Annotated in this window: 20 protein-coding genes and 1 tRNA gene; 19 read left to right on the top strand and 2 right to left on the bottom strand. The window is 72.2% G+C overall.

Translation table 11 applies throughout. The features are described from left to right. Window positions 1–78 precede the first annotated feature (78 nt). Window positions 79–3,732, bottom strand: coding sequence for a multifunctional oxoglutarate decarboxylase/oxoglutarate dehydrogenase thiamine pyrophosphate-binding subunit/dihydrolipoyllysine-residue succinyltransferase subunit (locus tag EBO35_RS13735; protein WP_241153994.1), 3,654 nt, complete (start codon window positions 3,730–3,732; stop codon window positions 79–81). Window positions 3,733–4,062: 330 nt separating this feature from the next. Here EBO35_RS13735 and EBO35_RS13730 point away from each other — a divergent pair, with 330 nt between their 5' ends. Together EBO35_RS13730 and EBO35_RS13725 are read left to right on the top strand one after the other, a co-directional pair. Next, entirely contained in the window at window positions 4,063–4,707 is a 645-nt protein-coding gene (locus EBO35_RS13730; RefSeq protein WP_164477966.1) for a hypothetical protein, read from the top strand. Continuing rightward, window positions 4,704–5,654 (top strand): LCP family protein, encoded by a 951-nt coding sequence (locus EBO35_RS13725; RefSeq protein ID WP_122818200.1) that lies wholly within the window; start codon window positions 4,704–4,706, stop codon window positions 5,652–5,654. The genes EBO35_RS13730 and EBO35_RS13725 overlap by 4 nt, the downstream gene beginning before the upstream one ends. Before the next feature lie 213 nt (window positions 5,655–5,867). On the opposite strand, the gene EBO35_RS13720 is transcribed toward EBO35_RS13725, so the two are convergent. Then, window positions 5,868–5,940 (bottom strand) — tRNA-Arg (locus EBO35_RS13720). 123 nt (window positions 5,941–6,063) lie between these two features. Here EBO35_RS13720 and argS point away from each other — a divergent pair. The 17 genes from argS to EBO35_RS13635 all read left to right on the top strand — a co-directional run bounded on the left by argS (window position 6,064) and on the right by EBO35_RS13635 (window position 22,512). Continuing rightward, a complete protein-coding gene (gene argS / locus EBO35_RS13715; protein WP_164477965.1) occupies window positions 6,064–7,719 on the top strand; it encodes an arginine--tRNA ligase in 1,656 nt (551 codons plus the stop codon). Continuing rightward, window positions 7,716–9,113, top strand: a complete 1,398-nt coding sequence (lysA, locus tag EBO35_RS13710) for a diaminopimelate decarboxylase (RefSeq protein WP_122818198.1) — start codon at window positions 7,716–7,718, stop codon at window positions 9,111–9,113. Before argS ends, lysA begins: the two co-directional genes overlap by 4 nt. A gap of 64 nt (window positions 9,114–9,177) precedes the next feature. After that, the gene (locus tag EBO35_RS13705; protein WP_122818197.1) at window positions 9,178–10,125 is read left to right on the top strand and encodes an alcohol dehydrogenase catalytic domain-containing protein; all 948 of its coding nucleotides are present in this window, start codon (window positions 9,178–9,180) and stop codon (window positions 10,123–10,125) included. Window positions 10,126–10,190: 65 nt separating this feature from the next. After that, window positions 10,191–11,498 carry a homoserine dehydrogenase gene (locus tag EBO35_RS13700; RefSeq protein WP_241153704.1) on the top strand — a complete coding sequence of 436 codons (1,308 nt, stop codon included), beginning with the start codon at window positions 10,191–10,193 and terminating at the stop codon, window positions 11,496–11,498. Beyond that, entirely contained in the window at window positions 11,498–12,622 is a 1,125-nt protein-coding gene (thrC, locus tag EBO35_RS13695; protein WP_122819779.1) for a threonine synthase, read from the top strand. The genes EBO35_RS13700 and thrC overlap by 1 nt, the downstream gene beginning before the upstream one ends. Before the next feature lie 5 nt (window positions 12,623–12,627). Next, window positions 12,628–13,536, top strand: a complete 909-nt coding sequence (gene thrB, locus EBO35_RS13690) for a homoserine kinase (protein ID WP_122818196.1) — start codon at window positions 12,628–12,630, stop codon at window positions 13,534–13,536. A 237-nt stretch (window positions 13,537–13,773) separates the two neighbouring features. Then, window positions 13,774–15,813: a transcription termination factor Rho gene (gene rho / locus EBO35_RS13685; RefSeq protein ID WP_455429446.1), complete on the top strand. Its 2,040-nt coding sequence runs from the start codon at window positions 13,774–13,776 to the stop codon at window positions 15,811–15,813. A gap of 113 nt (window positions 15,814–15,926) precedes the next feature. Continuing rightward, window positions 15,927–16,298 (top strand): response regulator transcription factor, encoded by a 372-nt coding sequence (locus EBO35_RS13680; RefSeq protein WP_122818195.1) that lies wholly within the window; start codon window positions 15,927–15,929, stop codon window positions 16,296–16,298. Window positions 16,299–16,426: 128 nt separating this feature from the next. Next, window positions 16,427–16,642 carry a 50S ribosomal protein L31 gene (rpmE, locus tag EBO35_RS13675; protein ID WP_122818194.1) on the top strand — a complete coding sequence of 72 codons (216 nt, stop codon included), beginning with the start codon at window positions 16,427–16,429 and terminating at the stop codon, window positions 16,640–16,642. A 102-nt stretch (window positions 16,643–16,744) separates the two neighbouring features. Continuing rightward, window positions 16,745–17,818 (top strand): peptide chain release factor 1, encoded by a 1,074-nt coding sequence (gene prfA / locus EBO35_RS13670; RefSeq protein WP_122818193.1) that lies wholly within the window; start codon window positions 16,745–16,747, stop codon window positions 17,816–17,818. Continuing rightward, window positions 17,815–18,654, top strand: a complete 840-nt coding sequence (gene prmC, locus EBO35_RS13665; protein WP_122818192.1) for a peptide chain release factor N(5)-glutamine methyltransferase — start codon at window positions 17,815–17,817, stop codon at window positions 18,652–18,654. Before prfA ends, prmC begins: the two co-directional genes overlap by 4 nt. A gap of 28 nt (window positions 18,655–18,682) precedes the next feature. Next, window positions 18,683–19,342, top strand: a complete 660-nt coding sequence (locus EBO35_RS13660) for an L-threonylcarbamoyladenylate synthase (protein WP_122818191.1) — start codon at window positions 18,683–18,685, stop codon at window positions 19,340–19,342. Window positions 19,343–19,345: 3 nt separating this feature from the next. Continuing rightward, window positions 19,346–20,512, top strand: a complete 1,167-nt coding sequence (locus EBO35_RS13655; RefSeq protein ID WP_122818190.1) for a glycosyltransferase family 4 protein — start codon at window positions 19,346–19,348, stop codon at window positions 20,510–20,512. Window positions 20,513–20,639: 127 nt separating this feature from the next. Beyond that, window positions 20,640–21,137, top strand: coding sequence for a hypothetical protein (locus tag EBO35_RS13650; protein ID WP_122818189.1), 498 nt, complete (start codon window positions 20,640–20,642; stop codon window positions 21,135–21,137). 13 nt (window positions 21,138–21,150) lie between these two features. Then, entirely contained in the window at window positions 21,151–21,381 is a 231-nt protein-coding gene (locus EBO35_RS13645; RefSeq protein WP_122818188.1) for an AtpZ/AtpI family protein, read from the top strand. 22 nt (window positions 21,382–21,403) lie between these two features. Continuing rightward, window positions 21,404–22,210, top strand: a complete 807-nt coding sequence (gene atpB, locus EBO35_RS13640; RefSeq protein ID WP_317983493.1) for a F0F1 ATP synthase subunit A — start codon at window positions 21,404–21,406, stop codon at window positions 22,208–22,210. An 83-nt stretch (window positions 22,211–22,293) separates the two neighbouring features. After that, window positions 22,294–22,512: an ATP synthase F0 subunit C gene (locus EBO35_RS13635; RefSeq protein ID WP_122818187.1), complete on the top strand. Its 219-nt coding sequence runs from the start codon at window positions 22,294–22,296 to the stop codon at window positions 22,510–22,512. The last annotated feature ends 33 nt before the right edge of the window (window positions 22,513–22,545 follow it).

Genomic DNA, 22,545 nt, shown 5'->3' with positions numbered 1-22,545 from the left:
CGGGGGTGGAAACCGGAAGGCCCACCGTGCGCCGAAGCACACGGTGGGCCAGCCGGGTGGAGCCGGTGAGACGTGGCCTCAGGCGAAGGCGCGGTTGAGCAGGTCCTTCTGCTCGGCCTGGTGCCGCTTGACGGTGCCGACGGCGGGCGAGGAGGACTCCGGACGGGTCACGGGGACCACCTGGGCGTCGACCTCCGGCCACACGTTGAGCGCGTAGTGCGGCCAGGCGCCCATGTTCTGCGGCTCGTCCTGGACCCAGCGCACCTCCTTGAGGTGGGGGTAGCGCGCGATCTCGGCCTTGATGTCGTCGGTCGGGCGCGGGTAGAGCTGCTCGACCCGGCCGATCGCGAAGCGCTGGGCGTCCTCGCGCTTGGCCCGCTCGACCATCAGGTCCCAGGTCACCCGGCCCGAGCAGAGCAGCAGCGTGTCGACCGTGTTCGGGTCGGCCTGCTCGTCGGGGATGAACGGCCGGAACGTCCCGGAGGTGAAGTCCTCCGGCCGCGAGGCCGCCTCCTTGCGCTTGAGCATCGACTTCGGCGTGAAGACGATCAGCGGCCGGTGCTGGTGCTGCAGGGACTGCTGGCGCAGCAGGTGGAAGTACGACGCCGGCGTGCTCGGCTGGGCGGCCGTGAACGCCTCGTCGGCGGCCATCGTCAGGAACCGCTCGATGCGCGCCGAGGAGTGGTCGGCGCCCTGGCCCTCGTAGCCGTGGGGGAGCAGCAGCACGACGCCGGACTGCTGGCCCCACTTGCTCTCGCCGGCGCTGATGAACTCGTCGATCACGGTCTGGGCGCCGTTGACGAAGTCGCCGAACTGGGCCTCCCACAGCACCAGCGCCTCGGGACGCGCCACCGAGTAGCCGTACTCGAAGCCGAGTGCGGCGTACTCGGAGAGCAGCGAGTCGTAGACGTGGAACTTGGCCTGGTCCTCGGTGAGCGCCGAGAGCGGGGTCCACTCGTCCGCGTTCTTGCGGTCGATGATCGTCGCGAAGCGGGACACGAACGTGCCGCGCCGCGAGTCCTGACCGGCCAGGCGGACCGGGCGGCCCTCCATGAGCAGGGAGCCGAACGCGAGGATCTCGCCGGTGCCCCAGTCGATCGGGCCCTCCGCGATCGCGGCGGAGCGCCGCTGCAGCTGCGGCATCACCTTCGGGTGCACGGTGAAGCCCTCGGGCGGGGTGACGTAGGCGTCGGCGATCCGCTTGAGGTAGTCGGCCGGCACCGCCGTCTGGGTCTCGCCGGTGGGCTTCTCCGGGTAGTCCGGCACCGTGGTCCACTCGGTCGGCGGCTCCGCGCTGGCCTCGCGGACCTCGGTGAAGACCCGCTCGAGCTGCTGCTGGTAGTCGCGCAGGACCTGCTCGGCCTCCTCGATCGTGATGTCGCCACGACCGATGAGGGACTCGGTGTAGAGCTTGCGCACCGAGCGCTTCTGCTCGATCAGGTCGTACATCAGCGGCTGGGTGTACGACGGGTCGTCGCCCTCGTTGTGACCGCGGCGGCGGTAGCAGACGAGGTCGATGACGACGTCCTTGTTGAACGCCTGGCGGTACTCGAAGGCCAGCCGGGCCACGCGGATGCAGGCCTCGGGGTCGTCGCCGTTGACGTGGAAGATCGGCGCCTGGACCATCCGGGCCACGTCCGTGCTGTACAGCGAGGAGCGCGAGGAGCCCGGCGAGGTGGTGAACCCGACCTGGTTGTTGACGACGACGTGGATGGTGCCGCCGGTGCGGTAGCCGCGCAGCTGGGAGAGGTTGAGCGTCTCCGCCACCACGCCCTGGCCGGCGAACGCGGCGTCGCCGTGGACCAGCAGCGGGAGCACGGGGTACTCGGCGCCTCGGTCCAGGACGTCCTGCTTGGCGCGGGCGATGCCCTCCAGCACGGGGTCGACGGCCTCGAGGTGCGAGGGGTTGGCCGCGATCGAGACCTTGACCGTGGCGCCGGACCCGGCCTCGAACTCCCCCTCGGCGCCGAGGTGGTACTTCACGTCGCCGGAGCCCTGGACGGTGCGCGGGTCGATGTTGCCCTCGAACTCCCGGAAGATCTGGGAGTACTTCTTGCCCACGATGTTGGCCAGCATGTTCAGGCGGCCACGGTGCGCCATGCCGATCGCGACCTCGTTGAGGGACGCCTCGGCGGCGGCCTCGCAGAGCTCGTCGACCAGCGGGATCGTGGTCTCGCCGCCCTCGAGGCTGAAGCGCTTCTGGCCGACGAACTTCGTCTGCAGGAACGTCTCGAAGGCCTCGGCCTGGTTCAGCTTCTGCAGGATGCGCAGCTGCTCCTCACGCGGGGGCTTGCTGTGCGGGACCTCCACGCGCTCCTGGATCCAGCGGCGCTGCTCGGGATCCATGATGTGCATGTACTCGATGCCGGTGGTGCGGCAGTAGGAGTCGCGCAGGATGCCGAGGATGTCGCGCAGCTTCATGAAGCGCCGGCCGGCGCCCCCGAAGGACCCGGTCGCGAACTCCCGGTCGAGGTCCCACAGGGTGAGCCCGTGGGTCTCGATCTCGAGGTCCGGGTGGGTGCGCTGGCGGTACTCCAGCGGGTCGGTGTCGGCCATCAGGTGGCCGCGCACGCGGTAGGCGTGGATCAGCTCGAGGATCCGGGCCTGCTTGCTGATCTCGTCGTCGTGCGAGGCCGCGATGTCGGCGTTCCAGCGGATCGGCTGGTAGGGGATCCGCAGGGCGCGGAAGATCTCGTCGTAGAACCCGTCCTGGCCGAGGAGGTACTTCGCGATCTGGCCGAGGAACTCGCCCGACTGGGCGCCCTGGATGACCCGGTGGTCGTACGTCGAGGTCATCGTCATGATCCGGGAGATCGCGTTGCGCGCGATGGTCTCCTCGGACGCGCCCTGGAACTCCGGGGGGTAGTCCATCGAGCCGACGCCGATGATCGCGGCCTGGCCCTTCATCAGCCGCGGCACGGAGTTGTTGGTGCCCAGGCCGCCGACGTTGGTGAGGCTGACCGTCGTCCCGGAGTAGTCCTCCATGGTCAGCTTGTTGTCCTTGGCCTTGCGCACGATCTCCTCGTACGCCGTCCAGAACTGCGCGAAGTCCATCGTCTCGCAGCCCTTGATCGACGGCGCCACGAGCTGGCGGCTGCCGTCCGCCTTGACCTGGTCGATGGCCAGGCCGAGGTTGATGTGCGCGGGCGTCACCAGGGTGGGCTTGCCGTCGACCTCGTCGAAGGTGTTGTTCATGGCCGGCAGGGCCTTGATCGCCTTGATGATGGCGTAGCCGATGAGGTGGGTGAACGACACCTTGCCGCCGCGCGCGCGCTTGAGGTGGCTGTTGATGACGATGCGGTTGTCCCAGAGCAGCTTCACCGGGATGTTGCGCACCGACGTCGCGGTGGGGACGGAGAGCGACACGTCCATGTTCTTCGCGGTCGCCGCGGCGATGCCGCGCAGCACCGTGTAGGACGGCTGGTCGCTGGCCGCCGCCGGCTCGGCCGGCCGCGACTCCTTGGGCATCGGGCTGCTCGTCCCCTTGGCGGGCTCCGCTGCCTTCGACGCCGGCCGCGGCTTGGCGACCGGGGCGGGGGTGCCCTTCGCCGGTGCCGGGCTGGCCGGCTTGGCCGGGGCCGCCTGGGCCGTCTCGGCCTTGGCGGGCGCCGACTTCGCGGCCGGCTGCGGGGTGCCGGCGCCGTCGGTGCTGCCGTTCTTGCCGTTGTCCCGGAAGTACGTCGCCCACGCCGGGTCGACGCTGGCGGGATCCTTCCGGTAGCGGTCGTGCATCTCCTCCACGAGCCACTCGTTGGCTCCGAAGTCGTCCACGGGAGGTTCGTGGGGGGTGGATCGTTCAGGAGCCTGGTTGCCAGAGGACTGCGGCACGACTTGCTTCGCCTCTTCCGATGAGCGCGCGTGAATGGTCTAGGAGGCCAAGGCTAGTCCCCTGAGGGATGAAGTGCCGAGCCCAGGCCCACGTGTCGGGCAGGGGGCTTCCCAGGGGGTCGATCAGGGTGTCGTGGGGACCGCAGGGAAGCGCCGTGAAAGGCTGGCGGATCGCCGCCGGGGGGTGGCGTCGGCGACGGATGACCGGCTCGGACCGGTGATCGAGGAGGCAGGGTGAGCGCGACCAAGACTGGGACGACCGGGACGCCGGGCGGCCCCCGGAGGGCCGGTGGGTCACGCCGGGCGCATCGTCTCGGCGCGTCAGTCCTCGCTGGGGTGCTGGCGCTGGGCGCCACGGCGTGCAGCGGTGACGACGAGCCGGAGCCGGACTCCCGGCCGCGCAGCAGCGACGCGGCGCCGACCACGGACCCCGGCACGGACGTGCGGTTCGGGAAGCTCGCCGGTCGGCTGCCGGCCGCCCGTCGGCCCGCGGTGCGCGAGCGCATCCAGCAGGTCTTCGACCGGTGGGTGGACGCGGCGTACGTCGGCGGGGAGTGGCCGCGGGCCGACGTCGACGGCGCGTTCGCCGACTTCACCGGCCACGCGCGCGCCCGGGCGCGCCGGGACGTCGACCTGATGTCGAACCTGGCCATCGCCGAGCAGGTGGAGGGTGTGGAGCAGCTGGGCCGGACCCTGCGCATCGACGTCGTCTCCAGCCGGGGCCGGGCGTCCGGGGCGACGGCCCGCTTCCGGCTGCGGTTCCGCACCACCGGCGCGGTCGCCACCACCAGCACCGTGCGGGGCCGGCTGTTCCTGGCGCCGGAGCGCGGCGGCTGGCGGATCTTCGGGTACGACGTGAGCAGGGGAGAGAGCGCATGAGCGGCGGAGGCTCGACCATCTGGAGCGGCAGGCTCGGCAGGCTCGTCGGGGTGCGGCGCCTGCTGCGGGTGACGGTCCTCGGCTGTGTGCTGGCGCTCGTGGCCGTGCTGCTGCCCGACTCCGCGCCGCGCGCCGAGCAGGTGTCGCTGGTCAAGATGGAGCGCTCCGCGAGCGTCGACGTGGACCCGGCCGTGGTCTGGATCCTGGCGGTCGGCTCGGATGCCCGCCCGGGGGAGAACATGAGCCGCACCCGCGCCGACGCCCTCCAGCTGATCGGGATGAACACCCGCACCGGCGCCGCGTCGGCCATCGGCATCCCGCGGGACTCCTGGGTGCCGATCCCCGGCCACGGCTCGAGCCGGGTGAACGCGGCGCTGACCTACGGCGGGCCCGAGCTCCTCGGCCGCACCGTCGGAGACCTGGTGGGCGTGCAGCCGGACTATGTGTTCGTCACGAAGTTCCCGTTCTTCCAGCGGATGGTGAACGCCATCGGCGGCATCGACGTGGTCAACCCGGCCGCCTTCAAGGACCCCATCCTGAAGCCGGGGGGCTTCCGGGCGGGCCGGATCCACCTCGGCGGCTACCAGGCGATGGCGTACGCCCGGATCCGCAAGGAGCTGCCGACCGGCGACTTCGGCCGCTCCGCCCACCAGCAGGTCGTGCTGCGCGGCATCCACCGCAAGATCCGGGCCAACGCCGACCGGGCGGGCTTCCTCGAGAACGGCGTGCTCAGCGCCATCCAGCACCTGCGCACCGACCTGCCGCCGGCCGAGCTGTTCCGGCTGGCCCAGGCGGTCGCCCAGGTGGAGCCCGCCAAGGTCCGCACCTGCGTGCTGCCGGGCAGCATCGGCAACGTGGGCGGCGCCAGCGTCGTGCTGCCCTCGGTCGCGACCGCGCGCCGCTACGGCGACGACGCCCGGCGCGACGCCACGATCGAGCGCTGCTGAGCGGTGAGGCCGAGGTTCCCCGGTTCACCGGGGATCCTCGCGCCTCTGGGGCACTGCAATGCCCGAGGAGCGCGAGAACTGCCCGAGGAGTCCGCGGGTCAGGACGTCGCTGGCCGCGACCAGCCCGTGCCGGCGGCGGTGAGATCCCCGGCCTGCTGCGGCGAGCGGCGCGAGTGCCCGGCGGCATGGTCGGCCGGTCCGTGCGAGTGGTTGTGCCCCCGGCAGGATTCGAACCTGCGGCACCTGGTACCGGAAACCAGTGCTCTATCCCCTGAGCTACGGAGGCGCACACCGGCGAGCGGTGCGAGCGAAACCCTACAGCCCAGCGGGGCGGGTGCAGAAACCGGGCCGGTCTGCGGCCGGTGATACCGACGTGAGTCGGGCTCCGTCACCTCGATACCCTGGGTTGGTGACTCCCGAACAGCTCTCCACTGCGATCGTCGACGCCCTGACGACGCTGTCCGACGAGGGTGCGATCACCCTCCCCGACGGCGTCCCCACGACGGTGACGGTGGAGCGGCCCCGACAGAAGGGGCACGGCGACTACGCCACGAACGTCGCCCTCCAGCTCGCGAAGAAGGCGGGGAAGAACCCGCGGGAGTTCGCGACCCTCGTCCAGAAGCGCCTCGAGGACGCCGACGGCATCGCCGGCGTCGAGATCGCGGGGCCGGGCTTCCTCAACATCACCGTCGAGGCCGGCGCCCAGGGCCAGGTCGCGCTGGAGATCCTCGCCGCGGGCGAGCGGTACGGCCGCAACGAGGCGCTGGCCGGGGAGCGGATCAACGTCGAGTTCATCTCCGCCAACCCCACCGGCCCGCTGCACCTGGGCCACACCCGTTGGGCGGCCGTCGGCGACGCCCTCGCCCGGGTGCTCGCCGCGGCCGGGGCCGAGGTCGACCGCGAGTTCTACATCAACGACCGCGGCAACCAGATGAACCTCTTCGGCGCCTCCATCGAGGCCGCCGCGCTCGGTCGGCCGATCCCCGAGGGCGGCTATCAGGGCGGCTACGTCAAGGACCTGGCCGACCGGCTGGTCGCCGAGGACCCGGGTCTCCTCGACCTGCCCGAGGGCGAGCGGACGGTCGCGTTCCGCGAGGCCGGGTACGCCGCCCAGCTCGCCGAGCAGCAGGAGCAGCTGCGCCACTTCCGCACCGAGTTCGAGACCTGGATGTCCGAGCGCTCGCTGCACGACAGCGAGTCGGTCGCCGACACGCTGCTCTCGCTGAAGCAGAAGGGCCACGTCTTCGAGGCCGACGGCGCGGTGTGGATGCGCACCACCGACTTCGGCGACGACAAGGACCGGGTGCTGATCCGCACCAACGGCGAGCTGACCTACTTCGCCAGCGACACCGCGTACTACCTGAACAAGCGGGCCCGCGGCTACGGCCGCTGCATCTACCTGCTCGGCGCGGACCACCACGGCTACGTGGGCCGGCTCAAGGCGATGGCCGCGTGCGCCGGCGACGACCCCGAGCGCACGATCGAGGTCCTGATCGGGCAGCTGGTCAAGATCATGAAGGACGGCGAGGAGATGAAGCTCTCCAAGCGCGCCGGCACGATCGTGACCCTCCAGGAGCTCACCGACGAGATCGGGGTCGACCCGCTGCGCTACACGCTGTCGCGCTATCCCGCGGACTCGCCGCTGACCCTCGACGTCGCCCAGATGACCAAGCAGTCCAGCGACAACCCGGTCTTCTACGTCCAGTACGTGCACGCCCGGGTCTCCTCGATCCTGCGCAACGCCGCCGACCTCGGCCTGGAGCCGGGCGAGCAGATGGACCTGCTCACCCACGAGAAGGAGGGGGAGCTGCTGCGCGCGCTCGCCGCGCTGCCGCGGGTCGTCGCCAGCGCCGCCGAGCTCCGCGAGCCGCACCGGGTCGCGCGCTACCTCGAGGACACCGCCGGCATCTATCACCGCTTCTACGACAACTGCCGGGTGCTGCCGATGGGCGACGAGGAGCCCACCGAGCTGCACCGGGCCCGGCTGGCGCTGGTCGCCGCCACCCGCGTGGTGTTCGCCAACGCCCTCGCGCTGCTCGGCGTCTCGGCCCCGGAGCGGATGTGACCACCACCCACGAGGCCGGCTGGGCACACGCCGCCGGCGCGCTGCGCGGACCCACCTGGCTGCGCCAGCCCGCCGACCCCAACGACCTGGTGCCGCAGCTGTGGTCCTCGACGGCCCGCAAGGCCGAGGGCGTGCTCTCGGTCGGGGGAGTGTCGCTCCCCGACCTGGTCGCGGAGCACGGCTCCCCGGCGTACGTCCTGGACGAGGCGGACTTCCGGGCCCGCGCGGGGGCGTTCCGGGACGCGTTCGCGGCGTACGACGTCTACTACGCAGGCAAGGCGTTCCTCTCCACGGCCGTCGCCCGCTGGGTCGCCGAGGAGGGCCTCTGCCTGGACGTGTGCTCCGGCGGCGAGCTGAGCGTCGCCGAGCGGGCGGGCTTCCCGATGGCGCGCGTCGGCTTCCACGGCAACAACAAGTCCGTCGCCGAGCTGACCCGCGCGGTCCGGCTCGGGGTGGGCCGGATCATCGTCGACTCCTTCGACGAGATCGAGCGGCTGGCCGCGATCACCGCGGAGCTCGGCGCCACGGTCAGCGTGATGGTCCGCGTCACGGCCGGCGTCGAGGCGCACACCCACGAGTACATCGCCACCGCCCACGAGGATCAGAAGTTCGGCTTCTCGATCGCCTCGGGCGACGCCCTCGAGGCGGTACGCCGGGTGACGGCCACCCCCGGACTGGAGATCCTCGGCCTGCACAGCCACATCGGCAGCCAGATCTTCGACTCCTCCGGCTTCGAGGTGGCCGCGCGCCGGGTGCTGGCCCTGCACGCGCAGGTCCGCGAGGAGGTCGGCGTGACGATGCCCGAGATGGACCTGGGCGGCGGCTTCGGCATCGCCTACACCACCCAGGACGACCCCTCGGACCCCGCGCAGCTGGCGACCGAGATGACCAAGATCGTCGAGCACGAGTGCCGGGCGCTGGGGATCGAGGAGCCCCGGCTCTCGATCGAGCCGGGCCGCGCGATCGTCGGTCCGGCGATGTGCACGGTCTACGAGGTCGGCACCGTCAAGCGGGTCCGGCTCGACGGCGGCGCGGTGCGCACCTACGTCTCGGTCGACGGCGGGATGAGCGACAACATCCGCACCGCGCTCTACGACGCGGACTACTCCTGCACGCTCGCGTCGCGCGCCTCGGCCGCGGTCCCGGTCCTGGGCCGCGTGGTCGGCAAGCACTGCGAGGCCGGCGACGTCGTCGTCAAGGACGAGTTCGTGCCCGCGGACCTGGCGCCCGGCGACCTGCTCGCGGTGCCCGGCACCGGTGCCTACTGCCGCTCGATGGCCTCGAACTACAACCACCTGCTGCGGCCCCCGGTGGTCGCGGTCCGCGACGGCGTCGCGCGCGTCGTGGTCCGCCGCGAGACCGAGGACGACCTGCTCGCCACCGACCTCGGCTGACCGGGCCGGCGATCGGCGGCCTCCGGGTTGACCTCAACCTGAGTTGACGTTGTTCGATCGCTTCATGAGAGCCGTCCGACACCACTCCTTCGGCCCGGCCGAGGTCCTGCGTCTGGAGGATCTGCCCGATCCTCGCCCCGCCTCCGGGCAGGTCCGGATCGCGGTCGAGGCGGCCGGCGTGCACGTGCTGGACACCGCGATCCGGGCCGGGCAGGCGTTCCCGGCGTCCGCGCCGCCCCGGCTGCCGATGGTGCCGGGCCGGGAGGTGGCCGGGTTCGTCGACGCGGTCGGGGCCGGCGTGGACCAGCGCTTGCTCGGGCGCCGGGTCGTGGCGCACCTCGGCCCCGGTGCCAGCGGCGGGTACGCCGAGCTGGTCGTCGTGGACGCGGCCCGCCTCCACGAGGTCCCGGACGGCCTGGATGCGGCCACCGCCGTCGCCGCCATCGGCACCGGCCGCACCGCCGCCGGGGTGCTCGCCCACGCCGCGATCACCGACGACGACGTCGTGGTGGTGACCTCGGCGGCCGGCGGTCTCGGCACGCTGCTCCTCCAGGGCGCCCGCAACGCCGGCGCCCGGGTGGTGGGACTCGCCGGTGGAGCCAAGCTCGACGTGGTCCGCCGGCACGGCGCCGACGTCGCGATCGACGACCGCGACCCGGCCTGGGCCGCCCGGCTGCGGGCAGCGGAGCCCCGGCTGACGCTGCTGCTGGACGGTCGTGGGGGTGCCGTGGCCCGCACGGCGCACCGCCTGCTCGAGCCCGGCGGGCGGATGGTCCGCTTCTCCGGCGAGCAGGAGGGCTACGACGCGCCCGGACGCCCGGTCGTCGACGTCCTCGGTCCCGCGATCACCGGCCGCCTGGCCGAGTTCGAGCGCGAGGCGCTGGCCACGGCCGCCGACGGCTCGCGGGTCCCATACGTCGGCTCGGTCTTCGGCCTCCCCGAGGCCGCGGCGGCGCACCGGGCGCTCGAGGACCGGACGGCGCTGGGCAAGGTCGTGCTGACGCCACGGTGAGGCCCCGCTGTCCGCCGTGGACCATCCCTGTCCGGGGCGGCGACGAGCGCCGATAGGCTGGACCGGTGATCAGCGACCGGACACTCAAGGTGGCCGTGCTGGGCTGCGGCTCGGTCGGCTCGCAGGTGGTGCGGCTGCTCCTGGAGCAGTCCGACGACCTGGCGGCGCGCGTGGGCGCCCCCATCGAGCTCGCTGGCGTCGCCGTACGCCGCCTGGACGCCGCCCGGGAGGTCGAGGTCCCCGCGGGCCTGCTGACCACCGACGCCACCGGCCTGGTCTCCCGTGGCGACATCGACCTGGTCGTCGAGGTGATCGGCGGCATCGAGCCCGCTCGCTCGCTGATCCTCGCGGCGCTGGAGAACGGCGCCAGCGTGGTCACTGCCAACAAGGCACTGCTGGCCGAGGACGGCCCCACCCTCTTCGAGGCCGCCGACAAGGCCGGCCGCGACCTGTACTACGAGGCCGCCGTCGCCGGCGCGATCCCGATCCTGCGGCCGCTGCGAGAGTCCCTCGCCGGCGACCACGTGACCCGGGTCCTCGGCATCGTCAACGGCACCACGAACTTCATCCTCGACAAGATGGACACCTCCGGGGCCGGCTTCGAGGAGGCGCTGGAGGAGGCCCAGGAGCTCGGGTACGCCGAGGCGGACCCGACCGCCGACGTCGAGGGCTTCGACGCCGCGGCCAAGGCCGCGATCCTGGCCTCGCTGGCGTTCCACTCCCGGGTGACCGCCGCCGACGTGCACCGCGAGGGGATCTCGGAGGTGACCGCTGCCGACATCGCCGCGGCCCGCGAGATCGGCGCGGTCGTGAAGCTGCTGGCGATCTGCGAGCTCCACCAGGCCGGCGGGGAGGAGTCGGTCGCGGTGCGTGTGCACCCGGCGATGATCCCGCGCTCGCACCCGCTGGCATCGGTGCGCGAGGCCTACAACGCGGTGTTCGTGGAGTCCCGCGCCGCCGGCCAGCTGATGTTCTACGGTCCGGGCGCCGGTGGCGCCCCCACGGCATCCGCCGTGCTCGGCGACCTCGTGACGGTCGCCCGCAACCGGATCTCGGGCACCCGCGGCCCCGGCGAGTCGGCGTACGCCGACCGGGCGGTGCTGCCGATGGGGGAGACCCTGACCCGCTACCACGTCGCGATCGACGTCGACGACCGTGCCGGCGTGCTCGCCCAGGTGGCGCAGGCCTTCGCCGAGCACGACGTGTCGATCCAGACCGTCCGCCAGGAGGGCCGCGACCTGGACGCCCAGCTCGTCGTGGTCTCCCACGAGGCCACCGACGCCCAGCTGTCGGCCACGGTCGCGAGCCTGCGTGAGATGGAGACCGTCCGCGAGGTCACCTCGGTGATGCGCGTCGAAGGAGAGGCCGAATGATGCTCGAGGACCGGACCGCCCAGACCGCCCAGACCGCCCAGACCGGCAGTGGCGTGACCCGCACCCACCAGTGGCGCGGCGTCATCGAGGAGTACCGGCACCTGCTGGAGATCCCCGAGGGCACGCCCGCGGTGACGCTGCGCGAGGGCGGCACCGCCCTGGTCCACTCCGAGTGGCTCTCCGGCCTCACCGGGGGCGACGTCTGGCTCAAGGTCGAGGGCGACAACCCGACCGGGTCCTTCAAGGACCGCGGCATGACCGCAGCGATCTCGGTCGCGAAGCACGACGGCGCCGAGGCGGTCGTGTGCGCCTCGACCGGCAATACCTCGGCCTCGATGGCGGCGTATGCCGCGAAGGCCGGCCTCAAGCCGCTGGTCCTGGTGCCCGAGGGCAAGATCGCGGCCGGCAAGATGGCCCAGGCGATCGTGCACGGCGCGCAGGTGATCATGGTGCGCGGCAACTTCGACGACTGCCTGACCATGGCCAAGGGGCTGGCCTGGGACTACCCGGTCGCGCTGGTCAACTCGGTCAACCCGGTCCGGCTGCAGGGCCAGAAGACCGCGGCCTTCGAGATCGTCGACCTGCTCGGCGACGCCCCTGACGTGCACCTGCTGCCGGTCGGCAACGCCGGCAACATCTCGGCCTACTGGCTGGGCTACAGCCAGTACGCCGACCTGGGTCTGGCCACCAAGCGGCCGATCATGCGCGGCTTCCAGGCGGAGGGCGCGGCCCCCCTGGTGACCGGCGAGCCGTTCCCGAACCCCGAGACCCGCGCCACCGCCATCCGGATCGGCAACCCGGCCTCGTGGAAGCTCGCGGAGGCGGCGCGCGACGAGTCCGGCGGCGTCTTCGAGGCGGTCAGCGACGAGCGGATCCTCGCGGCGCAGCGCGAGCTGGCCCGCCGCGACGGCGTGTTCGTCGAGCCGGCCTCGGCGGCGGGCGTGGCCGGCCTGCTCCAGCAGCTGATCTCCGGCGTGTCCTACGCGGGGCTGCAGGTCGTCATCACCGTGACCGGTCACGGCCTCAAGGACGTGGCCACCGCACTGGAGGGCGTCGGCCCGCTGGTCGACACCGTGGTCGACGCCGACGTCACCGCGGCGGCTGCGGCCGCCGGGCTCGCCTGATCCCGGTGGCGACCTTCGTCGACGGGCCGGTGCAGGCCTCGGTCCCCGCGACCTCGGCCAACCTCGGTCCGGGCTTCGACTGCCTGGGGATCGCGCTCGACCTGCGCGACGAGCTCCGCGCGGAGGTGCTCGCCGAGGGCCTGGAGGTCACCGTCGAGGGTGCGGGGCAGGACGACGTCCCGCTCGACGAGCGACACCTCGTGGTCCGCGCCATGCGCGTCGCGTTCGAGGTCATGGGTGCCCAGCCGCCCGGCCTGCGCCTGGCCTGTCGCAACGTGATCCCGCACGCCCGCGGCCTGGGCTCGTCCTCGGCGGCGATCGTCGGTGGCCTGGTCCTGGCGCGGGCCCTGGTGGCCGGTGGGTCGCTGCTGCTCGACGACGACACCCTCTTCGAGCTCGCGGCCGACCTCGAGGGGCACCCGGACAACGTCGCGCCGGCGATGTACGGCGGGTTCGTGATCTCCGGGTGCGAGGACGGCTCCTTCTACGCGATGTCCTCCGCCGTGGACCCCCGGATCGGCGCCATGGCGTTCGTGCCGCCGGTCGGGGTCTCGACCGAGGTCGCCCGTGGGCTGCTGCCCCCGCAGGTGCCGCACGCGGACGCGGCCGCCGGGGCCGGCCGGGCGGCTCTCCTGGTCGCGGCCCTGGCCGGACGCCCCGAGCAGCTGCTGCTCGCGACCCGCGACTACCTGCACCAGGAGTACCGCCGTCCGGCGATGCCGGACTCCCTGGCCCTGGTCGACGCCCTGCGTGCGGACGGGGTGCCGGCGGTCGTGTCCGGAGCCGGTCCGACGGTGCTGGCGTTCTGTGCGCAGGCAGGGGGAGCGGCCACCGAGGCCCTGCTCGCCCGGTGCCCCGAGGGCTGGGACGCGCACCGCCTGGCGATCGACACGGGTGGCGCCCGCGCGTCGTGAGGGGTCCCGGCCGGGCCCAGGCTCCGGTGGTACATTGACGACGCGCCGCACCTCTTGGCGTAGCACCTCGGACCCGTCCTCGGGGACTCTCGTCCGGTGCGCCACTCACCTCATCTCGCCGCGGATCTGTTCCGCACCCGCCGCCGAGCCTGCGCGCGTGGGCTCCCGGGCGAGGTGATGCCAGGACCCGCCGCAACGGCTTCGCCGACCGGCACCGATACGTGGGAAGGACCTCACGTGACCGAGACCATGGACACTGCCGATCAGGGAGCGATGGGCACTGCTGCCGATGCGGGCGCGAGCGCGCCGAAGAAGCGCGGCGGTGGGTTGAACGCGATGCTGATCGCCGACCTCAAGGCGATGGCCGGAGGGTTGGGGATCGCCGGCGCCGGCGGCATGAAGAAGGCCCAGCTCGTGGAGGCCATCAAGGCCGCCCAGAGCGGCGGGGGCCCTGCCAAGTCGGCCGGCGGCGCCGAGAAGCAGCCTCGAGGGCGGGCCCGGTCCGGCTCGGCCGACCAGCAGGCCCAGGCTGCCGGCACCCCCGCTGCGGACGCCCCCGCTGCTGAGGCTCCGGCGGAGAAGCGCTCCCGGCAGCGGACCGGCAAGCGCGCCGAGCGTCCGGCCGACCAGCAGGCCGACCAGGGCGAGCAGACCGTCCAGCAGTCCGGCGGGCGCCGCGAGCGAAGCCGCGGTGAGCAGCGCCAGGAGACCCGGGCGGAACGGCGCGAGCCCCGCCAGGACCAGCAGGACCGCCAGGACCGGCAGGACCGCGAGGACCGGCAGGACCGCGAGGACCGGCAGGACCGCCAGGACCGCCAGCAGGACTCCCGTCAGGACCGTGAGGACCGGCAGGACCGGCAGCAGGACTCCCGTCAGGACCGTCAGGACCGGCAGGACCGGCAGCAGGACCGCCAGCAGGACTCTCGTCAGGACCGGCAGGAGCGCCAGGACCGCCAGGACCGGCAGCAGGACTCCCGCCAGGACCGGCAGCAGGAATCTCGTCAGGACCGCCAGCAGGACCGGCAGCACGAGGACGACGAGGACGGTCGCGGCCGCAACCGGCGTCGGCGCGGCCGGGACCGCGACCGGGTCCGCACGGGCGGTCGCAACGAGCCCGACACCACGATCCTCGAGGACGACGTCCTGGTGCCGGCCGCCGGCATCCTCGACGTCCTCGACAGCTACGCGTTCGTGCGCACCAGCGGCTACCTGCCGGGCGCCGACGACGTCTACGTCTCGCTCTCGATGGTCCGCAAGTACGGGCTGCGCCGCGGTGACGCCCTCGTCGGGCAGGTGCGCCAGCCCCGGGAGGGCGAGCGCAAGGAGAAGTTCAACCCGATGGTGCGCATCGACAGCGTCAACGGGGCCGACCCCGACGCCGCGCGCAACCGGGTGGAGTTCTCCAAGCTGACACCGCTCTACCCCTCCGAGCGACTGCGGATGGAGACCGACTCGGCGAACATGATCGGCCGGGTCATCGACATCGCCGCGCCGATCGGCAAGGGCCAGCGCGGGCTGATCGTCTCGCCGGCCAAGGCCGGCAAGACCATGGTCATGCAGGCGATCGCGCGCTCGATCACCGCCAACAACCCCGAGTGCCACCTGATGGTGGTGCTGGTCGACGAGCGGCCCGAGGAGGTCACGGACTTCGAGCGCTCGGTCAAGGGCGAGGTCATCTCCTCGACCTTCGACCGGCCGCCGGCCGACCACACGATGGTCGCCGAGCTCGCGATCGAGCGGGCCAAGCGGCTCGTCGAGCTCGGTCACGACGTCGTGGTCCTGCTCGACGGCATTACCCGCCTGGGCCGGGCGTACAACCTCGCGGCCCCCGCCAGCGGCCGGATCCTCTCCGGCGGCGTGGACTCCGCAGCGCTCTACCCGCCCAAGAAGTTCTTCGGCGCCGCCCGCAACATCGAGAACGGCGGCTCGCTGACCATCCTGGCGACCGCGCTGATCGAGAGCGGCTCGAAGATGGACGAGGTGATCTTCGAGGAGTTCAAGGGCACCGGGAACATGGAGCTCCGGCTGCGCCGGGACTTCGCCGACAAGCGGCTCTTCCCCGCGATCGACGCGATCCAGTCCGGCACCCGGCGCGAGGAGCTCCTGCTCAGCAAGGAGGAGCTCGCGATCGTGTGGAAGCTGCGCCGGGTCCTCTCCAGCCTCGACGGGCAGCAGGCCCTCGAGCTGCTCCTGGAGCGGCTGCGCAAGACCCAGAGCAACATCGAGTTCCTGATGCAGGTGCAGAAGAACACCCCTGCGCCGGGCACGGACGGCTGACGCAGCGCGAGCAGCGCCGCAGACGACCTGCGGGGGACCTGGCCACTTCGGCGGTCAGGTCCTCCGCAGGCCGCTACTCTTCGAACAGGTTGCACGGCATGAGAGGTGGGCGAGTGGCACGGATCCTGGTCGCGGACGACGACGTCGACATCCGCGAGCTCGTGGAGTTCAAGCTGTCCTCGCTCGGGCACGACATCACGGCGGTCTCCGACGGTCAGGCGGCGATCGACGCCTGCCGGGCCCAGCGGCCCGACCTCGCGGTGCTCGACGTGATGATGCCCGGCGTCTCGGGCCTGGACGCGATCCGGGTGATCCGCGCGGACCCCGCGCTCGCCGACCTCCCGGTGATCCTGCTGACCGCACGCGCCCAGGAGTCCGACGTGGAGACCGGCTTCGACTCCGGCGCCGACGACTACGTGACCAAGCCGTTCAGCCCGCGCGAGCTCGCCTCCCGCGTCGAGTCCCTGCTCTCGCGCGTCGGCTGACCCCGCCCGGCGGGGCGGGAATGCCCTGGATTACCGCGGCGTTGGCAGGGGTGGCACACTTGTGCGCTGGTTCCGGTTCACGTGCAGACCGCACCCCGCGGCGGCGACCCGGCGACTGAGAGGACACCATGAAGAAGGACATCCACCCCACCTACGTCGACACCCAGGTGACCTGCACCTGCGGCGCGACGTTCACCACCCGTAGCACCGAGACCTCCGGCGCGATCCGTGCCGACGTGTGCTCGCAGTGCCACCCGTTCTACACCGGCAAGCAGAAGATCCTCGACACCGGCGGCCGTGTCGCCCGCTTCGAGGCCCGCTACGCCAAGGCCGCGAAGAAGTAGCTGTCTCCATGCGCCGGTCGTCGCCTTCGGGCGGCGACCGGCGTTGGCCATTTTCTGCCCCGTATCCACCCCGCTGAGCCGTCACAGGACGAGGAACCACACGTGTTCGAGGCCGTCGAGGGCATGCTCGCCGAGCATGCCGACCTGGAGGAGCGCCTGGGCGCGCCAGAGACCCACGCGGACGCCCGGCTGGCCAAGCGCCTCAACCAGCGCTACGCCGAGCTGTCGTCGGTGATCTCCGCCTGGCGGGACTGGCAGCGGCAGGGCGAGGACCTCGAGGCGGCGCAGGAGCTCGCCGTCGAGGACCCGTCGTTCGCCGGCGAGGTCGAGGCGCTCGCCGCCCAGCGCGAGGTCGCCGAGGAGCGGCTGCGCCGGCTGCTGGTGCCACGCGACCCCGCGGACGCCAAGGACGCGATCCTCGAGGTCAAGTCGGGGGAGGGTGGCGAGGAGTCGGCGCTGTTCGCCGGCGACCTGCTGCGGATGTACACCAGGTACGCCGAGCGCCGCGGCTGGAAGGTCGAGGTCCTGGACGCGGCCGAGTCCGACCTGGGCGGCTACAAGTCGGTCACGGTCGCGGTCAAGGCCAAGGGGGCCTCCGAGCCCGGCGAGACGCCGTACGCACGGCTGAAGTTCGAGGGCGGTGTGCACCGCGTGCAGCGGGTGCCGGTCACCGAGTCCCAGGGCCGCGTGCACACCAGTGCGGCCGGGGTGCTGGTGCTGCCGGAGGCCGAGCCGGTCGACGTGTCCGTCGACGACAACGACCTGCGCATCGACGTCTTCCGCAGCAGTGGGCCGGGCGGCCAGAGCGTCAACACCACCGACTCGGCCGTGCGGATCACGCACCTGCCGACCGGGATCGTGGTCAGCTGCCAGAACGAGAAGAGCCAGCTGCAGAACCGGGAGCAGGCCCTGCGGATCCTGCGCTCGCGGCTGCTCGCCGCGGCCCAGGAGGCGGCCGACGCGGAGGCCAGCGACGCCCGGCGCAGCCAGATCCGCACCGTGGACCGCTCCGAGCGGATCCGCACCTACAACTACCCGGAGAACCGGATCTCCGACCACCGCACCGGCTACAAGTCCTACAACCTCGACCAGGTCCTCGACGGCGACCTCCAGCCGGTCCTGGACTCCTGCGCCGAGGCCGACCTCGCCGCTCGCCTCGAGGCGCTCGAGCAGTGAGTCCCCGCGACCTCCAGCGCGCGGCAGTGCTCCGGCTGGCCGAGGCCGGCGTCGCCAGCCCCGAGCACGATGCCGCCGAGCTGCTCGCCCACGTGCTGGGCACCACCCGGGGGCGCCTGGTGCTGCTCGACACGGTGCCGCCGGACGCCGCCGAGACCTACGAGGGCCTGGTGGCCCGCCGGGCGGCGCGCGAGCCGCTGCAGCACCTGACCGGGGTCGCCTGGTTCCGCCACGTCGAGCTGGCGGTGGGGCCGGGGGTCTTCGTGCCGCGGCCCGAGACCGAGCTCCTGGCCGGCTGGGCCGTCGAGCAGCTGGCCGACCTCGCCGACCCGGTCGTCGTCGACCTGTGCACCGGCTCGGGGGCGGTCGCGAAGGCGATCGCCGACGAGGTGCCGCACGCGCGGGTGCACGCGGTGGAGCTGGACCCCGCGGCGTTCCGCTGGGCCGAGCGGAACCTCGAGGACACCGGCGTGGACCTGCGCGAGGGAGACATGGCGACGGCGTTCCCGGAGCTGGACGGCACCGTCGACCTCGTCACCTGCAACCCGCCGTACATCCCGCTGGACGCCTGGGAGTCGGTCGCCGCCGAGGCCCGCGACCACGACCCCGAGCTGGCGCTGTTCTCCGGTGCCGACGGGCTCGACGCGATGCGGGTCCTGGAGGTGCGTGCGGCCGCGCTGCTGCGTCCGGGCGGGCAGGTCGGTGCCGAGCACGCCGACGTCCAGGGCCGCTCCGCGCCGGGCGTCTTCGCGGCCGCCGGACGCTGGCAGGAGGTCCGCGACCACGACGACCTGGCGGGCCGTGCGCGCTTCGTGACGGCGCGGCTGGCACGATGACTCGGGTGCGAAGCCTCAGGAGGTACCGGTGAGCGAGCGCTATCCGACCACGACGGACGAGGAGCGCGAGGCAGCCGTCTCGGCCGCGACCGCTGCCGTCCAGAACGGCGGCCTGATCGTGCTGCCCACCGACACCGTGTACGGCGTCGGGGCTGACGCGTTCGACGCCGAGGCAGTGCGGTCGCTGCTCAAGGCCAAGGGCCGCGGTCGCGAGATGCCGCCGCCGGTGCTGGTCAGCTCGGCCACCACGCTGGACGCGCTGGCGATCCGGGTGCCCGACTGGGCCCGGGCCCTGGTCGAGGAGTTCTGGCCCGGCCCGCTCACGCTGGTGTGCCACCAGCAGACCTCGCTGCAGTGGGACCTCGGTGACACCCGGGGCACTGTCGCGGTGCGGATGCCGGACCATCCGGTGGCCCTCGAGGTTCTCGAGCGCACCGGACCACTGGCGGTGAGCTCGGCCAACCGCACCGGCCTGCCCGCCGCGACTGACGCCGACCAGGCCGAGGAGATGCTGGGGGAGTCGATCCAGGTCGTCGTGGACGCGGGCGCCTCGCCCGGCGGCGAGGCCTCGACCATCGTCGACGCCACCGGTGAGCGCGGCCGGGTGCTGCGCCGCGGGGCGCTCTCGCTCGCCGACCTCAACGCGGTCCTCGAACCCCTCGGCGCCGCCCTCGTCGACGAGGGATAGCCGGTGCGCGAGTACATCCTGGTCTTCCTGGTGGCCGCCGTGGTCACCTCGCTGCTCACGGTCGTGGCCCGGGAGATCGCGCTGCGCACCGGGGCGGTGGCGCGGGTGCGCGACCGCGACGTCCACGACACCCCGATCCCGTACCTCGGTGGCCTCGCGATGCTCGGCGGCCTCGCCGCGGCGTACCTCGTGGCGCGCGAGCTGCCGTTCCTCTCGATGGGCGGGCCGTTCGTCTTCCGCGACGCCAAGGTCGTGCTGATCGCCGGCGCGCTGATCTGTGCCGTCGGCGTCCTCGACGACCTCTTCGAGCTCGACGCGCTGGTGAAGCTGGGCGGCCAGGTGCTCGCCGCCGGGTTCCTGGTCGGCTTCGACATCCGCTACTTCTTCTTCCCCTGGTCCGACGGGGTCCAGTTCTCGTTGGACGGCACCCAGGCGGCACTGCTCACCGGCTTCGTGGTGGTCGGAACGGTCAACGCGGTGAACTTCGTCGACGGCCTCGACGGGCTGGCCGCGGGCGTGGTCGGCATCGGCGCGCTCGCGTTCTTCCTCTTCTGCTACGAGCTCACCCGGATCAACAGCGCGGACCGGGCGACGACGGCGGCGCTGCTGAGCGTCGCCCTCGCCGGGGTCTGCGCGGGCTTCCTGGTCCACAACTTCCACCCGGCCCGGCTGTTCATGGGCGACAGTGGATCGATGCTCATCGGCCTGGTCCTCTCGGCCAGCGCCGTGACGCTCACCGGACAGTTCTCCGGCCCGCAGATCTCCGAGGGCGGCGGCGGCGCGCAGGCGAGCCTGCTGCCGACGCTGCTGCCGATCCTGCTGCCGGTCTCGATCCTGATCGTGCCGATCCTGGACCTGGTCCTGGCAGTCGTACGCCGCACGCGCGCGGGCCGCTCGCCGTTCGCCCCCGACAAGCAGCACCTGCACCACCGGCTGCTGGAGATCGGCCACTCCCAGCGCCGGGCGGTCTTCATCATGTGGCTGTGGGCGGCGCTGATGGCCTTCGGGACCGTGGCCGCCTCGCTCTACACCGGGCCGTGGCTGTGGGGGAGCGTCGGCCTGGGAGCGGTCCTGACCGTCGTGCTCACGTTTGTGCTGCCGCGGCTGGGCAAGCCCCGGATCCTCGAGGTGCTCGACGAGCCCGAGGACCGCACGCCGGCTCGCCCCTGAGCCCCATTCCCGTGGACCGGCCTGCCTGGAACGATCCAATTCAGGGCTGGGAGCACCTTGTGATAGTTTTCACGAGCGGTCCGACGGGTCGCGCTACCTCCTCCGACGACCGGAAATCGCCGCTGTGATGACCTCCGAGCTCCAACGCCCCCGGGTCCGCCCCGCAGGGCCGACGACGGCGCGGTCGGTCAGCGGGATCCTGGCCCGCACGGTGCTGCTCGCCGGCGCGCTCGCCGCCGTGGCCGCCGTCGTCGTGGCGCTGGCCGGGGGAGCGGGTCTCGCAGGTGCCTTCGCCCTGGGAGCCGGGCTCGCGCTCGTCGTGCTGACCTTCGGCGCGTTCACGCTCAGCTTCGTGGCCGGCGCCATGCCCGGCGCCTCGCTGATGATGGCGCTGCTGACCTACGCCCTGCAGCTGCTCCTGGTGCTGGTGGGGGTGGTCGCCCTCGGGCGCTCCGGGCTCGTCGACGCCGAGTCCGAGCAGCTGTGGTGCGGCCTCGGCGTGATCGGGATGACCCTGCTCTGGGTGGCCCTGCAGGTCGCGCTCACGGTCCGGTCGCGGATCCCGCTCTACACGCCGGTGCCCACCGCGACGGGCGGGGCGAGGGAGGCCGGCGATGACTGCTAGAGTCCGGGTCTCGATGGCCCAGAACGACGAGCGGGACCGCACCCAGCCACAGCCAGATCCGTGGCAGGCGGTGAGCATGATGCTCGCCGGCGTCCTGTTCTACGGAGTGCTCGGCTGGCTCGCTGATCGCTGGCTGGGCACCGACTTTCTGGTGGCCATCGGAATTCTCGTGGGTGCCGGTCTCGGTGTCTATTCGGTCGTGAAGCGGTTCGGCGCTCCTGAAGAGCCCGGCCCCAAGAAGTGACGTACATGAAGGAGACACGGCGTTGATCGCTGGGAATCTTGCCGCTGCGTTCGCCCCCCTGGCGAGCGGAGGCGGCTTCAGCCCGCCCGGGCCGGCTGACTTCGACCTGCCCGGCATCGCCGGCACGTCGGTCACCAAGCCCATGGTGATGATCGTGCTCTCCGCGGTGCTGATCTTCGCGGTGACCTACGCGATGTCGCGCAAGGCCGAGCTGGTGCCGGGTCGCCTGCAGTACGCCGGCGAGTGGGCCTACGGGAGCGTGCGCAACGGCATCGCGCGCGACATCATCGGCACCGACCACTTCATGAAGTTCGTGCCCTACCTCTTCACGCTGTTCGCCTTCGTGCTGGTGAACAACTACTTCGGGATGATCCCGTTCGTCCAGTTCCCGACCTTCTCCCACTCCGGGTTCGCCTACGGGCTCGCAGCCCTGAGCTGGCTGCTCTACAACGGCGTCGGGATCTGGAAGCACGGTGCGCTGGGCTACCTCAAGCACACCTGCGTCCCGTCCGGCGTCCGCGGCCCGGTGCTGCTGCTGATCGCCCCGCTGGAGTTCCTCTCCAACATCCTGGTCCGCCCGGTCACGCTGGCCCTGCGTCTGTTCGCGAACATGTTCGCCGGCCACCTCCTGCTGATCCTCTTCGCGCTCGGCGGCGAGTACCTCCTCTTCGAGGCGTTCTCCCCGATCAACGCCGTCGGCGGGGTCCTGGCCTGGGTCATGTTCTTCGGGGTCTCGGCCCTGGAGCTGCTGGTGATGTTCCTGCAGGCCTACGTCTTCACCCTGCTGACCGCCATGTACGTCTCAGGTGCTGTCGCCGACGAGCACTGAGCAGCACACCGTGCCCCGGCACGGTGAGCGCCCGAGAATAGAAACTCGAAGCACCACCCAACCGAAAGGAAACCCTCACCGTCATGAATGGTGACATCAACGGCTCGCTGAACATGCTCGGCTACGGCATCGCGACGATCGGCCCGGCCCTGGCCGTGGGTCTGATCTTCGCCGCGTACATCAACGGCGTCGCCCGCCAGCCGGAGGCGCAGTCGCGTCTGCAGTCCATCGCGATCCTGGGCTTCGCGCTCGCCGAGGCGCTTGCCATCATCGGTATCGCGCTCGCCTTCGTCCTTAACTGACGCACGTTTCGCGTTCCGATCCTGAGGTGACCC

The sequence above is a fragment of the Nocardioides pantholopis genome (assembly GCF_003710085.1).
Classification (GTDB): Bacteria; Actinomycetota; Actinomycetes; order Propionibacteriales; family Nocardioidaceae; genus Nocardioides; species Nocardioides pantholopis.
This window is presented reverse-complemented; position numbering and strand designations above follow the sequence as displayed.